At 39.4% G+C, this 14,601-nt stretch carries 13 protein-coding genes and 1 pseudogene; all 14 read right to left on the bottom strand.

All coding sequences use genetic code 11. From position 1 onward, the window contains the following. Positions 1-551 precede the first annotated feature (551 nt). Positions 552-875, bottom strand: a pseudogene (locus BLR42_RS14225) (carboxymuconolactone decarboxylase family protein); the annotation flags it as partial. Between the two features lie 19 nt (positions 876-894). Next, positions 895-1,059: a hypothetical protein gene (locus BLR42_RS22820; RefSeq protein WP_170832789.1), complete on the bottom strand. Its 165-nt coding sequence runs from the start codon at positions 1,057-1,059 to the stop codon at positions 895-897. A 187-nt stretch (positions 1,060-1,246) separates the two neighbouring features. Then, on the bottom strand, positions 1,247-1,849 hold the full coding sequence (locus BLR42_RS14215) for an LURP-one-related/scramblase family protein (protein ID WP_091870440.1): 603 nt from the start codon (positions 1,847-1,849) through the stop codon (positions 1,247-1,249). Positions 1,850-1,946: 97 nt separating this feature from the next. Then, positions 1,947-2,249: a magnetosome magnetite crystal formation protein family gene (locus tag BLR42_RS14210; RefSeq protein ID WP_091870437.1), complete on the bottom strand. Its 303-nt coding sequence runs from the start codon at positions 2,247-2,249 to the stop codon at positions 1,947-1,949. A gap of 162 nt (positions 2,250-2,411) precedes the next feature. Continuing rightward, on the bottom strand, positions 2,412-3,014 hold the full coding sequence (locus BLR42_RS14205) for a pyroglutamyl-peptidase I (protein ID WP_091870435.1): 603 nt from the start codon (positions 3,012-3,014) through the stop codon (positions 2,412-2,414). Continuing rightward, complete coding sequence (locus BLR42_RS14200; protein WP_091870432.1) at positions 3,011-3,538, bottom strand: NUDIX domain-containing protein; 528 nt, start codon at positions 3,536-3,538, stop codon at positions 3,011-3,013. The genes BLR42_RS14205 and BLR42_RS14200 overlap by 4 nt, the downstream gene beginning before the upstream one ends. 27 nt (positions 3,539-3,565) lie before the next feature. Further along, entirely contained in the window at positions 3,566-3,877 is a 312-nt protein-coding gene (locus BLR42_RS14195) for a hypothetical protein (RefSeq protein WP_242879339.1), read from the bottom strand. A 44-nt stretch (positions 3,878-3,921) separates the two neighbouring features. Next, on the bottom strand, positions 3,922-4,851 hold the full coding sequence (locus BLR42_RS14190) for a hypothetical protein (protein ID WP_091870430.1): 930 nt from the start codon (positions 4,849-4,851) through the stop codon (positions 3,922-3,924). Between the two features lie 259 nt (positions 4,852-5,110). Further along, a complete protein-coding gene (locus BLR42_RS14185; RefSeq protein WP_091870427.1) occupies positions 5,111-5,359 on the bottom strand; it encodes a hypothetical protein in 249 nt (82 codons plus the stop codon). A gap of 173 nt (positions 5,360-5,532) precedes the next feature. Then, positions 5,533-9,651 (bottom strand): C40 family peptidase, encoded by a 4,119-nt coding sequence (locus BLR42_RS14180; RefSeq protein ID WP_091870424.1) that lies wholly within the window; start codon positions 9,649-9,651, stop codon positions 5,533-5,535. Between the two features lie 249 nt (positions 9,652-9,900). After that, positions 9,901-10,452 carry a flavin reductase family protein gene (locus tag BLR42_RS14175; RefSeq protein WP_091870480.1) on the bottom strand — a complete coding sequence of 184 codons (552 nt, stop codon included), beginning with the start codon at positions 10,450-10,452 and terminating at the stop codon, positions 9,901-9,903. A gap of 25 nt (positions 10,453-10,477) precedes the next feature. Beyond that, positions 10,478-11,062, bottom strand: coding sequence for a nitroreductase (locus BLR42_RS14170; protein WP_091870421.1), 585 nt, complete (start codon positions 11,060-11,062; stop codon positions 10,478-10,480). A gap of 384 nt (positions 11,063-11,446) precedes the next feature. Next, positions 11,447-13,126 carry a M3 family metallopeptidase gene (locus tag BLR42_RS14165; protein ID WP_091870419.1) on the bottom strand — a complete coding sequence of 560 codons (1,680 nt, stop codon included), beginning with the start codon at positions 13,124-13,126 and terminating at the stop codon, positions 11,447-11,449. Between the two features lie 145 nt (positions 13,127-13,271). Beyond that, complete coding sequence (locus BLR42_RS14160; protein ID WP_091870416.1) at positions 13,272-14,549, bottom strand: ATP-binding protein; 1,278 nt, start codon at positions 14,547-14,549, stop codon at positions 13,272-13,274. Positions 14,550-14,601 lie beyond the last annotated feature (52 nt).

The raw sequence follows: 14,601 nt of genomic DNA, 5'->3' as shown, positions 1-14,601 counted from the left end.
TGCTATAATCCTCGACATAACTTACTTTATATAGTATTTCCGAGGAATATAACAAGCTTGCAATAATCGTCTATACAATTATTACAATCCAATCCTAATATCAGAATCAGAATGAGACTTTATGACTCTGCACAAAATAACCATATCAACAATTTTGATATTTATTCCATATCAAATTCCGAATATGGATTATAACCTTTAAGCACCTTCACAGCTTCATTCGATTTTTCCATGTCCATGCTTTTTGCTTGGGCTTTTTAACACCAGCAGGCATTATTGCTGTCATGTAATGGTGTCCCAAAGCTTCATAATGCAAAGGTCTTGGGAAGTATTAAATTTCTATAAATTCTCATCTTTGCAAAGTAATGATTTATGAATTCACATATAAACTTCACTTTAAGTTACGATTTCCAATGTAAGATAACAGCATAGAATAAAACATATAACCCCCTCTCATAGAAAACACTTTTCTTCATACAAATAAAATCCGGATTCTACGTGACAAGAATCCGGATTTCCTCATTAATCCATGTATATTATTCCATTTAGTTAGCTTCATAGACTTCCTTTGCCAATCTGAATGCTGCCCAGGCTTTAGGCCATCCTGAATAGAATGCTGCATGTGTTATCACAGCTGCAATCTCTTTTTGGGTAACACCATTTTTCTTGGCATTCTCAAGATGATGATTAAAAGAAATATCTGTAAGACCCTGTGCCATGAGCGCAACCACAGTAATGATGCTCCTGGTCTTTAGGTCAATATCCTCATTATTCCAGTTCTCACCAAAAAGAACATCATCATTGAAATGTGCAAACTCCGGAGCAAAACTCCCAAGCTGATCTCTGCCTGCTGTCTGAACAATCTTCTCTGCCATACTATTTCTCTCCTTCTAATCAGATGGTAAATGTTGCACCAAATGCCATTATAGCTTTACTGTTACACATATTTACGAGGGAAAGTCTCTCCAAAAACTGTGAATATATCTTTTGAACAGCTGCATCGCGCTGCTCTTTTCTTACTTCTGCTTTTCTTGTATCCTGAACATCATTAAATCTCATGGTATATTCCTCCTCATCTGTGTTGGTTGTTTGTGTTTTCTTTATGTCTGTATTATGCTTCTTATCCGTTTTTAAAAACACAATATCCATTGGGAATATTATCTATAGATTTGTTTTTGACGAGAAAGACGAAAAAGCCACAAAAAAGCTCTGGACTCTATATCACAAGAATCCAGAGCTTATAGTTTTAATTTGATGAACCTACTGATGCAGAAGTACTTGCAGCTGTTTCTCTATCCCTTATCATATGCTGAAGAGTAATAAGGATAGCAACTACAGCCTTTTCGTGTTCAGGTTTATAGATATCAATACAGTATTTGTCATGAATGGAAAGCATCTTCTGGGATATCACAGCGATAATCTCTCCCTTCCCATCATATAACTCAAAGTTGAGACCCAGAATATTTCCTTTAAGCTGCCAGCCAAGACCTACAATATTTGTAATGTCCTTGATTATATGAAGGATCTCATTTGATATTTCAAAGGAAGCCCCGCCTGTCATGGAAACAAAGTGGCGCTCATGGAGAGTAAAAAACTTCCTTTCTATGTGGGCGACACTGTTCCCGGATGCATCAAAAATATCTGTCTTATCATGGATCGAAGGGAACTTGGTCTCAGCGTGATATACCACATTTTCTGCAGAATCGGTTATATCGATCTTATGATGAAGCGTAAATACCTTTGAAGTTGTAAAAAGAGATTTTGCCGGTTCACCAAAGCGTTCTACATTGTTGACATTCGCAGCCTCACCGGCTTCTCTGAATCTGTGTACCTTTGAAAATACTCCCATACTTTTTTCATCCTTTCTTTTTTACTGTTATCGTTACAATTAATCCTTGAAAAAAGCGGACGGTGTGAAGGTAACACACCGCCCGCATGCGCATCTATCAGTTAAACAATGTATACTCTCCAATATAAGGAAGAGGCTTTTCGCTCATATTGAAAGCTCTAACGATTCCCATGATGGAAAGTACAACACATGCGATTCCAAGGATGCTACCACCAGTTGCCAGGATTCCTCCTGCCTTTGTAAGGAATGTTCCAACAGTACCAATAAGGTTAATTATAAGTGCCTGATTAAGATGTCTCCTTACAAGCGTATCATTTCTATCACGCATCAGAAATGATACAACAAAACCAATCCATGTAATATAGCTAAGTACTGCAAAAAGCTTTGAATTCTTATACATAACAGTGTCCTCCTCATTTAGGCTTCCGCCGTAAACATTTTTTTCATATCAGCTCATCTGATGTTTACAGTATATGCGAATCCATACATGGAATATATATCCACTATGAGGAAAAATGTGCTGCTATTTTGCTAATATCGAGAACATAATTACTTTATTGCATCAGCTATTTGTGATGGTCTCTATGCAGACCTGAATTCCCCTGGCAATTTCAGATATACTAAGCTCGGATTTTGTAATTTCCTCAGAATCTGAAGGATTTGGGACATGTATGAATCCAGCAGGAATGCATAAATCCTTCGTTTTCAGGTAATTCATGATCCTATAGAAAAGATCATTACATACATAAGCACCTGCTGAATATGAAAGCTCAGAGGCGATCCCTTCTTTTGTCATCTCCCCAACTATTTCTGTTACAGGAAGTGTTGAGAAAATACCATCGGCCCCATCTGAATCAATTTTCTCGAATTTTGGATTATTCCCCTGATTGTCAGGGATCCTTGCATCATCTATGTTAACTGCGATAACTTCCGGGGTTATTTTTGTTCTTGTTCCTGCAACACCAAGCATAATTATGGCATCAGGTCTGCATTCATCTATCCTCGTTTCCAAAATTGATGCAGCCAAGCCAAATACTACTGGCAATCTCATCACTTCAATATCTGCCTCTCCTATTTTCTCAGGAAGCAGCTTTGCTACTTCATAAGAGGGATTCGTCTTTGCATTATCAAATGGCTCAAAAGCCGAAACTATTACCTTTTTCATAATCTAGCCTCAATATCCTTAATGCCTCTGCCCATCTCTTCATCATTGTGATCCATGATGTGTCCATAAAACTCGCTAAAGGGCATGACCCTGACATCATTGACTTCGTAGTGATCATAGTCAAATCCGCTTTCAGGGACTTCAACTCTGATCATGAATATGGAGACAAGCATACCTGTTCCATCATCCCAATCTTTGATGTAATCAAATGCAAGCTCCAGATCATCAGACATAACATTTATTCCCAGTTCCTCTGACAGTTCTCTTACAGCAGCTTCTTTGGGAGTCTCTCCTGCTCTTACGCCACCACCAGTCATATCCCATTTACCGGCATAGTATCTCGCCCTTAAGGATCTTTGCTGAACGACGTATCTTCCTTCTCCCTTCCCGGGAGCAGGACTGTCCTTTGTCTTCATTATAATAAGGACATGTCTGAAATATTCTCCTGAAAACTTTTTCTCATGCTTTTCAATTGTTTTTCCTGTAGGCTTACCGCCCCTTGTAAACACCTCAATATATTCCATCTTAAAATCCTGCCTTATTTCTTACGACTACATATATTCATCTATATATTGTTTTTCTATGTATTCAATCACATCTTTTCCATTCTGAAATTCTATATATCGTGGCTCTCCACTGGAATACGTAAGATGATATATTCGATAGGATTTGTTATCTAGCAAAAATAACACATCATCATTGGAATAACACTTTGCCAGAGCTTTCACTTTTTTATAAGGCGTCAGATCAGATTCCCTGGCAAGCTGTTTCTGGAAAAAATCACAATTAAAATCTGTGCCCCAGTTGAAGTCATCACCATATTTCTCCTCAAGCATGTTAATTTCATATATTATGTCAAACATATCGTTAAATATCCTATAGATTCTTTATCCTCTTTGTATACCTATCACTTTTCCAATCTTGCACTTATCCAATTTTTATAATCAGCAAGCTCTTCCTCGTCCGTTATATCAAACATAGCATCCGCCACAATAGCTGTAATCTTATCCCAGTCTTTTTCAAGGCAGATTCCATCCACAGACTCTGTCTGATACAGTTCCATGAGGGAGTCATAGTTATATTCACCGCTACCATCATTAGCTCCGCATCTCTGGAAAGAAACATGATCATCATACTTAATAATCATGTAGGTTTTATCTATATCAGAAAAGAAGATTTCGTATTCCTCTTCCCATGAAACAGCATCAAACAGCGCTTTAAATTTCTCAAACGGATTATTAAAAATCTCCATAAACCTATCTGATACAATCTTCCCTCTTTCCATGATAAGCTCCTTAATAAGCGCACTATCATTAAGTTCTTTCCGCTTTCCGTTAGCAAAATACATATCCTGACATGTCATTTTTATATACTCTTTAAAACTAAAGCCCATTTTGAACGAATCCCAGTTATCATGCATATAATCGAGAAACAACTCCCAGCGTTCACCACACCCCCTATGAATAAACTGAAGGCTGGGCTTTTGATTTGTATTCCCTGGAATCGGAGCAAAATTTCCAATTAAATGATATTCATATGGATTATCGCGTCCGACATTGTGCTTTGGATTATTCATTACATCAAATAAAAACCTGTAACTTGTCTCATTATTACTTACTGTCATCCAATTTCTATTAATATGGAATTCAAATGGCTCTGCCGGATTCTTATCGTTGAAATACTTAGCTATAATGGTTCCCCATATAATCTGACATAAAGGTGATTGTTCGCAATCCCCTACTGTCCATTCTTCGTCAAAAGAGTACTTTTCTAAATCTTTTTGGATTGAATCTTTTAAGATTGCTTTTTTTAAATCTTCTATCCAAATCGACTGCATACTTTTCCATAATCTCTTTTCCTTTTGCCTGCAATAGCACATATCTATACGGATCCTTTCCGTCCCATATAATCTCAAAGCAAGAATAGCTTTGGTAAACCGGCGTCCTAATAATTTTACATCTTTTCATACCCTTAAAAAAGCGATTGGATAGCCTACTATCCAACCGCTCCTAGATTTCGATACAGTATTCGTGTGATAATTCCCTGCATGCCAGATACCTCTTATGCAGGAGGACCATGTATTTTCTTAATATCCATTATCTTCCATTCCCCTCTACAAACCATTTAGAATACATTTCCTCATAATAAAGATTTATCTCTTTACCTGATACGAGGCAGGTATAAAGAAGTCCATAGCTTCCCTTTAAAGTCTTTCCAGCTGCAGTACATCTTATTACTTTTCCCACCTTGTAGACTCTTCCGTCCTTCCATTTGATCACAAGCGGTTTAAGCAGACCTTCCCTCTTAAACTCCGCTATTACATCAACATAAACTTTGTTACTCATCCTTCCTTTCCTCAGTGCTACTGTCACCAAATAAATCCGCTTTATTACTTGCCTAAATTGCCATCTGCTTCGTTGTCGTCAATCGTCGTACCACTCGGTACGATTCATTCCTCCGCCTTGCAGAATGACAATTCATTCCGCGTAAAAAGCTGAAGTACTAGATGACAGCAGCACTAATCAAACAGTCTGTAATATATGCTGAACTTGTTTGTCGTATCACAGACAACAGTATTTCTTGGTTCTCCAGCGCAGTGTACCCACTTTGCTCTTCCTGTTGCTTCGTCAAAACCTGCAAAAATTCCTATGTGGTTTGACTTGGCCCCCGGCGGAGAAATGAATCCCACATCCCCTGGTTTTATCTCTGAAAATGAAACTTGCGTAAGATGCAGTCCATTTGTGAAGTTACTGGTGCTCATGCCTGGCGGCTTAATCCCTGTTACAGACCAATAGCACCATGAAACAAATCCGCTGCAGTCCAGACCTTTCTTTGTCCTTCCTTTATAGTCCGCATCAACAGTTGTTCCAAAACCATTTCCCTCAAAACCGGGTACAGCAGGCTTTCCTCCCCAGTAATACGGGATCTGTCCTACATAGGAAAGAGCATAATTTACATAGGCCTGCCGTACCTCTGATACATCACCAAGACTTTCAATTATCTCTTTTATCTGCTGATCTGAGAGAGCACCCTTTCCAGAAGGAAGGTTCGTGCTGTCTGAATATACGTCAGTTCCGTAAATATCCTCCCAGTCGTTGTTATAGAGCTCATCACACCAACTTCTGTTCTTCTTAGATTTCCACCCGTCATTTCTGTAGAATTCATCAAGCATTTCGCCGTAAGAACCAGAAAGTGAAAACTCTATCTCATTTTCTTCAAACTCAGTACATTCATAGTTCTTCGGAGTTTTATACTTTATGATCCCAGTTCCGCTGTCATAGGCTTTATATACATCTTCCTTTGTAAGCACAGTCACATATATGTTTATGTCTCTATAGCCATACGAAACAGATATAGGATCTTCTTCTGTGTTATCTGCTCCCGGTACTGGATGCCCCGGGCAGTAGTTATATTGTTCATCGTTTATATCAGGTTTATTACCCTGCCACGTAGAATAAGCACTGTTATAATTATGCTCTCCAAGTTCGTATGCGGCATCATAGGCTTCCTCTGCAGCCTCATAGGCAGCGTTATAGGAATCAAAATCGACGTTACCATCTGCATCTTCGTAATCATCTATATTTGGAGCATAGTCAGACCAGCTTGGAAGATAATCTGACAGATAGGGCATATCATCAAGCCAGCTGTCGAAATCTGTATCGTAGCTCTCTTCGTCAAAAGTGCAGCCACTCTGAGTTTTTGGAGATAGTTCCTTATAAAACATCACTCCTTCGCTCTTTGCACTTGAAGCTGCTGAATACACGCTATCGTCATTACAGTAATAGGTCTTTTGATCGAATGTCTTTCCGTCATATGGAAATCTGTCATTACCTTCCTTGTTATAAAGCTCTGACACCTTATATATAGGCTTGGGGTTTAGCTTATCGAATATCTCATCCTGTAGATCAGTTATCTTATCCGTATGCTTGTCATCGTAGTAGTTATCCGCCATGACAGCTGATAAACACAGCACATCCTTAATATTCGTTGTACTGTTTCCTATGGTTTTTCCCTCAGAATCCAGGAAGTATATGTGATATCCGTTCTTCGTTTCACTTCCCGGAATGTCATTGTGATAAATCCCGGCATCGGGATCACTCGGGCTTTCCGGCGATCCGTAATGATAAAGCTTTACTCCAAAATATGCCTCATCAGGATACAGCCCCTTTGAATCAACGTGATCTGCATCATGCTTTGGCGGCGACGTTGCTATATCAATCGCTTCCTGATATTTCTGAAGATCCTTGTCCTTTAGTCTGCTTATCCTGTCAGACATCTTTTCATCAAGTATAGTGCTCTCGAAAAGCGTACCCTGACTTGCAACTATCGACTGGATAGTTGCTGAAAGTAAAAGCATTCCTACAAGAAGAAGGATTATCAGAAACAGTGCCACAAAAGTCCAGATGGCTACCTTTCGAAGTGCCATATATACTTTTCCGATTCCCGCTTTTACAAATCTAACAGGAATAAAGGGAATGAGTATTACTTGTCCCACTTTCTTTCCAATACGAGTAGTCCGCTTTATTGCAGATGCGGATTTTCTTACCGCTTTTACATTCCTTATCTTGGAGACAGTTTTACCTGCATTTTTAACGAATCCTGTGCTTTTCTCTATCGCCTTGTAGGGAGCGCTCTTCTTAACAAGCAATTTAGCATTCTTCTTTATTATTGCTGCCTTGCCTATTCCTTTTTTGTATGTCCTACCGGGAGCGGAAGCGGCAACCTTAACTTTTGCCTTACTTACAGCCTTTGCACCTGCAGGCTTAACGACTCGTTTGTGTAGAACCCTTCCTGCTATCAGAACAGGATTTATTTTCTTATTTATTCTGTGGATCCTCGAAAGAGCATATGCGGAAAGCCTTGTAAACTCTTTGGCTGCAATAACTGTTCGGATAGAATGCGAAGTGTTCCTTATTCCTTCTAAAGTGGCATCATCGCTGTACTTAAAGTCATCTATATTCCTAAGGATCACTCTCCCTGAAAGCGTTCTGAAAAAGCCACGCTTCCCAAACCTTCTTATCTCTCTTATCCTTTTTGATCTTTCATAAGTTCTAAGAAGCGGCAGAATCCTGTCCTTGTGCTCCTGACTTACATGTATCTTCCCAGTCTCTATTTTCTTGATAAACTTCTTTAAGTCCTTCTTGTTCATCTTCTGGGGATTCATCTTTCTTAAAAGCTCATCCTCATGATAGGAGAAGTAGGTTTTTATCATGTTTTTATTTAGAGAACCGCTCTTATAAAGATCAAAAAATCTTGTATTGTCTTCCCTAAGGAGCTTCTTCTGACGATCACTCTCCCATTTTGAAAGCAGAATAACGTTCTTTCCCCTTACCTTGGTTTTGGCAAAAACGTTCTCCACTTTCTTTGTTTTCTCGGCAAACTCGGACAGCTCAATCTTCGCTTCTATGGCATCTGCTATTTCCTGCCTGTGTCTAGAAATATACCGCGCAGTCTTCTTATTGACACCTGACTCTTTAAGCTTTCTTGAAAATACCTTTGCTTTCTCATTAGACCTGAGCTGATCTATTGAAATCTGACCTGCGCCAACCAGCTCTGCTGTCTTTGCTGTGTTCTTTTCAAGCTTTTGTGCTGCATCCTTCGCCATCCTTGCGCTGGCCTTTAGCCCCATCTGTCCAAGACTTTCCCATACGTCATTAACTATGGTTGATATGCGGTAAAAGTCACTTCCTTGTTCTGAATCAATTGAGTCTGTCTCTACTCCCTGCAGCATAACGGCAGATGTCATTGTCTTACCGGCATTAGCAATACTCTCACTAATCGGGATCTTTTCCCCGGATATCCTGAACTTCCTGCTGTAATCTTCTTTTTTTGAATCGCTGTGTTTTTCTGAATTCCCAGATATCTGTCCGCCGTCAGCTTTAATATCGCTGGCTTTCTCTGTATCCCCCGCTTCTTTTCTGCGGTCAGGGATTTCTTTTTCATTTAATCTCTTATCAAAACTCTGCGCTCTATAATCTGCATACCCTTTTTCTGACCGTTCTTTTGAATTATTGAGATAATAGATGCTAAAAGTCTCTGATTTCGAATGTTCCTTTTGGGATGCCGGAATAGCGGATTCTTTATGTGTTATTTCTTCCGAAAAAGAACCTGTATCCTTTGAATCTGAAACATCAGCATTATGAAATTTCCTGGTTTCAGCTGCTGCAACCAACTCCTCTGCATCTGGCTTATCCTTTGGAAGTTCATTTATATGATGCGAGAGCTCCTCAATGGTATTTATCTTGTATTTCTTAGCCGGGGCTTCTTCCTGCTTGCCAGCAGTCCATTTCTTATCAATAGGTTTTTCTTTACTATGAACTGGGTCTTTATTGGAAATCGAAGAAACATAATCATGATGTGGCTCTTCATCTATATCTGCAAAACCCTCATCCTCATCACCGCTTTTCTTAGGTTTCTTCTTTTTCTTTGATTTTTTCTTTTTGTTTATCAGTGTTTTTCTATCCTGGATCAGAAGATCAATTTCTGAACTGTCAGGCAAAAGCTCAGCTATATATGCTTCGTCTTCACCTACAATCTCCTTGTATTCAAGGTCAGACAGTTCCTCTGCCGGTTTATCAACTTCCTCCGATAAACTGCTTTCTATCTCAGGTTCAAGAAATGAATTATTATCTTCCATCTGTACTCCCTTACTTCTCTCTAATAAGGAAATACCCTCAAAATCAAAGATTTTTCAGATCCAGATGAAATATTTATATTCAAAATTTGATATTTATATATTTTATATATGTATATATCTTATATATAAAATTATTGACACAATAAAATATCGGGGCCTACAGCCCCGAACCCCTGTGAAATCGGGCTCTGGATGACATTAAACTGCAATATCATCCAGAGCCCGATTTTAAAAAGTGTTTTCACTCATTTATTTTAGTTTCTGCCCATCTGAAAAGGCATTTCCTACCTTCTCACCTATTCCAACATAAGCATTGTTAAATGGATCAAATGCTATCGGCTTTAGCTTTTTCATATCTACCTTGCCATCAGTGATCACACTGTCATCAGCACTTACATTTACTATCTCTCCAACAAGGATTCCATCGGAAAAACTCTTAACTTTACATTCCAATGCCAGAGGAAGCTCATAAATAAGCGGTGCATCCACGAACTCACTCTTTGTTGCATGGAAGCCTGCCTTCTCAAACTTATCCGGAACCTTTCTTCCGGATTCAATTCCTACATAATCGCATGCAACCACCTGATCTTCAGTAGCCATGCTTACAGTAAAAGCGCCCCTTTTAGCAAGATTATCAGTTGTCTTGTGCTCTGAAAGGCTAATGGATATCTCCTTAAAATCTGTTGTTATTCCCCATGCTGCATTCATTGCATTGGGTACACCATTTTCATCATATGTTCCGATAATAAGTACTGGCTGTGGGTACATAAGTGGCTTAGCTCCAAAGTTTGTTCTGCTCATTCTTTCCTCCTTCATTATCTACTCCTTAAATCCATGTAACAGGATTACCTTTTCTTTCAAGCGCAATGCGATTAGGCATTCCTGTATCAGGATATCCAAGGATAAGCCCTCCTGTTATTGTTTCATCTTCCTTTATTCCCTTTTCCTGCAGAAAGGCACGCACTGCCTCGTTTTCATCCAGCCAGTGGAGCTGGTTTATCCAACATGAACCAAGGTCAAGGGCATTGGCTGCTATCATCATATTTTCAAGCGCACAGGCACTGTCAGCTATCGCATTGCCATAGCCTTTTCTGTTTGCTGTCACTATAAGCACAGGTGCGCTGTAATAAAAATTATAGTTACCTGTTTTAGCAGCATTTATGGAATTCTTAAGAGAAATGTAGGTATCTTCAGTAATTTCCATCTTGGCAAATTCTGTTTTCACAAGCTCTGACAATTCATTAAGTACTTCCTTATCAGTGATCACAAAAAAATGCGTGGACTGGCTGTTAGATCCACTAGGCGCATAGCGTCCTGCCTCAATTATTTTTTCAATTATCTCCTTATCCGGAGCTTCATCCTTGTACTTTCTGGTGCTCCGTCTTGTTAAAATGGCCTCTAATGCTTCCATTTGACTCCTCCTGCTGAAAAAGCCCCAACGTGAGGGGCTCTTGATTATCTATTTTGTATGTTATCGGTTTGTTTAACTACTTTCATCTTGGTCTTTAGAATTGCAATTATCGTTTTTTGTCGTGAAAGATTCCAATCAAAAACATTGATGATTTCTTATGAGCTTTGTGTTTACCTCCATTTGATTGTGTGCAATTCTTAAAGCAATAATAAACCGCTCATAATCAAAAATCAATGCCTAATTGATGCTGATTACGAGCGGCACCGCGTTACCTTATATTCCGAGATAACTCACTTACAGGCCTTATTGTTCCATGATAAAAAAGATCAACAAAACACAAGAAAATTCCGGGATAGCCTTGCTGCAGTAACATATGGTTTACAATTAGTCCAACTGTAGCTTGTCTTCCAGATGCTCTGCGATTTCTTTTATTACTTCTTCCTCGTATGCAGGCTTTAGGCCAAGACTCCCCAAAGAATCCGCATAATCCTTGCTTCCTCCTATTTCGCCAAGCTTCTTAAAAAGTTCTGCGCCTCTTTCCTTATTCTTATTGAACTCAGCTGCAAGATAGCATGCGGAAAGGTCACACAAAGAATAAGTGATCAGGTAACGAGGGAACGAGAATACATTTGAGTTCATGCACATTACGCATCCCTGCTCTCTGAGTTCAGGATTAACATATTCAATCCCTGGATTGTAAATGTCCGATAACTCATTGAATTTATCAATCCACTCCTGAATATCTGCGTCAGGATGAGTATATATAAAGGTCTCAAATTCATGAAACATACAGTAGTTACCAATTTCATTTAAGACACTGGTTATATGACCTTGGATATATTTCTGGGCATCATCTCCGAAGAATAAATCCGCATATTCATATGATATCTGTTCCATAGTCTTGGATGGTACTTCTGAAAGATCCTGAACCTGACTGTACAGCTCCATCAGATCGAATTTGTTCATTGAAAGCTGCTGCTGGATTGCATGACCGTTCTCATGAAGGAATGTTGATACACTATCTGCGTCACCCAGGAAGTTACCAAATATATATGAAATCCTCAAATCATAGACCTCGGCAGCAAAGCCCATCCCAGTCACTTTTGTATCTGATAATTCGATGTCGAAATAGTCGTTCTCATTCATGCGACGGTACATGTCACCGAATTCCGTGCTTATGTCATCGAACATTTTCTGCGCCTGCCCTCGGACAAACTTAGCATCGCCTTTGGGCTTGGCATTTCCGTCCGGAAAGAATATTCCATTATCGTCGGATGTTAACTTCTCAAGTCCAAGCCTTTTACGAATTACCTCATTGTTCTTGGCTGTAAGAGGTGTGATGTACTTCTTCACATTTTCGCAGAACCGAGCAAGCTCCTTCTCACCGTAAGTAAACCTCTTCATACGAATATTCACATAATCAAGGTAATTATCAAAGCCATTAGCCTTGGCCAACTTATCGCGGGCGATTACAGCTCTTTTCAGGTACGCTCCTATCTTTTCTGCGTTGTCCGCATAACCCTTTTTGCGTGCATATCTTGCACGTTTACGAATACTCGAGTCGTTGGAATTTGCAAGAATCCCCAGACGTGATTCAGATATCTTTTCTCCATCAAAGTCAAATAACATCTTAGAGACAAACTTATGGCATTCTGCCAGAGCTTTCTGCTCTTCTTCCACAAATTCCTCGCCCGAAGCATGAAGAGCAGCCTTCTTCATCTCTGCTTCCAGCAGGAAAGTTCCATATATCTTTTCAAATGTCTTTTTATATGAGTTATTTGCTATGGCTTCAAACAAAGGTGAGCTGTCAAAACTCTCGCTCTGAGGTGCACAATACATATATTCCTGAGAAAAAAACTCATTGGTGCCATCAAGATAGTATCTGATGAGTGCAAGACACCCCATTGTCTCGGCATGCTCTTTTTTCTTGTTAAATTCTCTGATTGCCTCAGTGATTTCTTTATCATTAGAAGAATTGTTTACTAAATCTATTGTTTTCTGTAACTTAGTCCTAAGCTTGTCATAGTCAGGTCTTTCATACTTAATATCCCCAAACTTAACCATACTTGTCTCCCTTTATATTTTTTATTCCTCAGCTATGCAAGTTCAGCATTTATAGGTTTCCAATCAATTCATAGCCTGTGCAAATAATAATTCGTTCAAATCCGATTTCCCATCCAACATATTATTGGCAATTGTAATACTGTGACTAATTTCTAAGACAGCCTATAGGAACAACAAACACCCCGTCTGATCTTCTATATGCAAAAGGTGCTACGCCACATAAAACCATCATAAATGCTGGTTCACTCATCTTCTTATCATCAATGCTATCTCTCAAAGCAAGGAGATTTTTTGCTCCCTCTTCTATCAGTTCATCGCCTCCAAGCTTGATTTCAATAAGTCCATATCTACCATTTCTCAAATGCATAACAGCGTCACATTCAAGACCATTCTTATCCCTATAATGGTACACTTTACCATCAAGTGAATCCGCGTATATTCTCAGATCCCTAACACAAAGATTCTCAAAAATCAAGCCTGCGGTAGAAAGATCATTTATCAAATCATTAGGTCCTATTCCCAATGCAGCAGTAGCTACCGATGGATCCACAAAATATCTGGTATCAGAGCTTCTGATAGCAGTTTTTGATCTCAGATTTGGATTCCAAGCATTAGTATCTTCAATAACAAATATCTGTCTCAGTGCTGTCAAATAAGATCTCAGGGTGTTCTCACTGAAGGTATCAGTTTCATCTGCTTTAACATCGTTTAATATTGATGCCAAAGAAGCCTCTGAAGCAACACTTCTTGCATATGCCTTAAGAACCTTTCTTGCACGTTCAGGATCCCTTGTAACGCCATCAACTCTTGATATATCAGACTCTATTACTGCATCCAGGTAATCAGGAGCCTGAGCCAGGGCTACCTTTTTGCTCTTACCAATGCTCTTGGGCCATCCTCCGCGGCAGATTAGAAAAGCAATATCATTCAGTGTATGATCACAGGATCCACTTATATTGTGTTCGCTTGAAAACAATGCCCTAAGAGATACACTGCCATCAGAATCGCCCGACTCAAACAATGACATGGTCCGCATTGTCAATGAGGTAATTCTTCCCGTTCCGGTATGGGATATCTGTGCTGATTCCGGTGGGACGGCGGAGCCTGTAAGTATAAACTGCCCAAAATCATCTCTTTGGTCCACCTCAAATCTAACTGCATCCCACAGTTTAGGCGCAAGTTGCCACTCATCGATAAGGTGAGGGACCTCTCCTTTTAACAATTGCGAAGGATTAATATCTGCCATTTGCAGGTATTGCTGCTTTTTGGCGGGATCTTCCATATATATGACTGAACGTGCTACATGCTCTGCTGTGGTCGTCTTGCCGCACCATTTAGCACCTTTTATTAATACCGCTCCCTTTGCTTCTAGTTTATCCTGTAATACCTGGTCACAGATACGATTCATGTATTCTTTAGCCATCTTCGCCTCCAATATAATTGATCTCAAAAATATTTTAGCCTTCATTGATGGA

Source organism: Butyrivibrio sp. INlla16 (assembly GCF_900104155.1).
Taxonomy (GTDB): domain Bacteria; phylum Bacillota; class Clostridia; order Lachnospirales; family Lachnospiraceae; genus Butyrivibrio.
The sequence above is the reverse complement of the archived record's forward strand: the minus strand, read 5'-3'. Positions and strand labels throughout refer to the sequence as shown.

Coding starts and splice junctions, on each gene's coding strand:
- BLR42_RS22820 (WP_170832789.1), bottom strand. CDS start 1,059: ATGAGATTTAATGATGTTCAGGATACAAGAAAAGCAGAAGTAAGAAAA.
- BLR42_RS14215 (WP_091870440.1), bottom strand. CDS start 1,849: ATGGGAGTATTTTCAAAGGTACACAGATTCAGAGAAGCCGGTGAGGCT.
- BLR42_RS14210 (WP_091870437.1), bottom strand. CDS start 2,249: ATGTATAAGAATTCAAAGCTTTTTGCAGTACTTAGCTATATTACATGG.
- BLR42_RS14205 (WP_091870435.1), bottom strand. CDS start 3,014: ATGAAAAAGGTAATAGTTTCGGCTTTTGAGCCATTTGATAATGCAAAG.
- BLR42_RS14200 (WP_091870432.1), bottom strand. CDS start 3,538: ATGGAATATATTGAGGTGTTTACAAGGGGCGGTAAGCCTACAGGAAAA.
- BLR42_RS14195 (WP_242879339.1), bottom strand. CDS start 3,877: ATGTTTGACATAATATATGAAATTAACATGCTTGAGGAGAAATATGGT.
- BLR42_RS14190 (WP_091870430.1), bottom strand. CDS start 4,851: ATGCAGTCGATTTGGATAGAAGATTTAAAAAAAGCAATCTTAAAAGAT.
- BLR42_RS14185 (WP_091870427.1), bottom strand. CDS start 5,359: ATGAGTAACAAAGTTTATGTTGATGTAATAGCGGAGTTTAAGAGGGAA.
- BLR42_RS14180 (WP_091870424.1), bottom strand. CDS start 9,651: ATGGAAGATAATAATTCATTTCTTGAACCTGAGATAGAAAGCAGTTTA.
- BLR42_RS14175 (WP_091870480.1), bottom strand. CDS start 10,452: ATGAGCAGAACAAACTTTGGAGCTAAGCCACTTATGTACCCACAGCCA.
- BLR42_RS14170 (WP_091870421.1), bottom strand. CDS start 11,062: ATGGAAGCATTAGAGGCCATTTTAACAAGACGGAGCACCAGAAAGTAC.
- BLR42_RS14165 (WP_091870419.1), bottom strand. CDS start 13,126: ATGGTTAAGTTTGGGGATATTAAGTATGAAAGACCTGACTATGACAAG.
- BLR42_RS14160 (WP_091870416.1), bottom strand. CDS start 14,549: ATGGCTAAAGAATACATGAATCGTATCTGTGACCAGGTATTACAGGAT.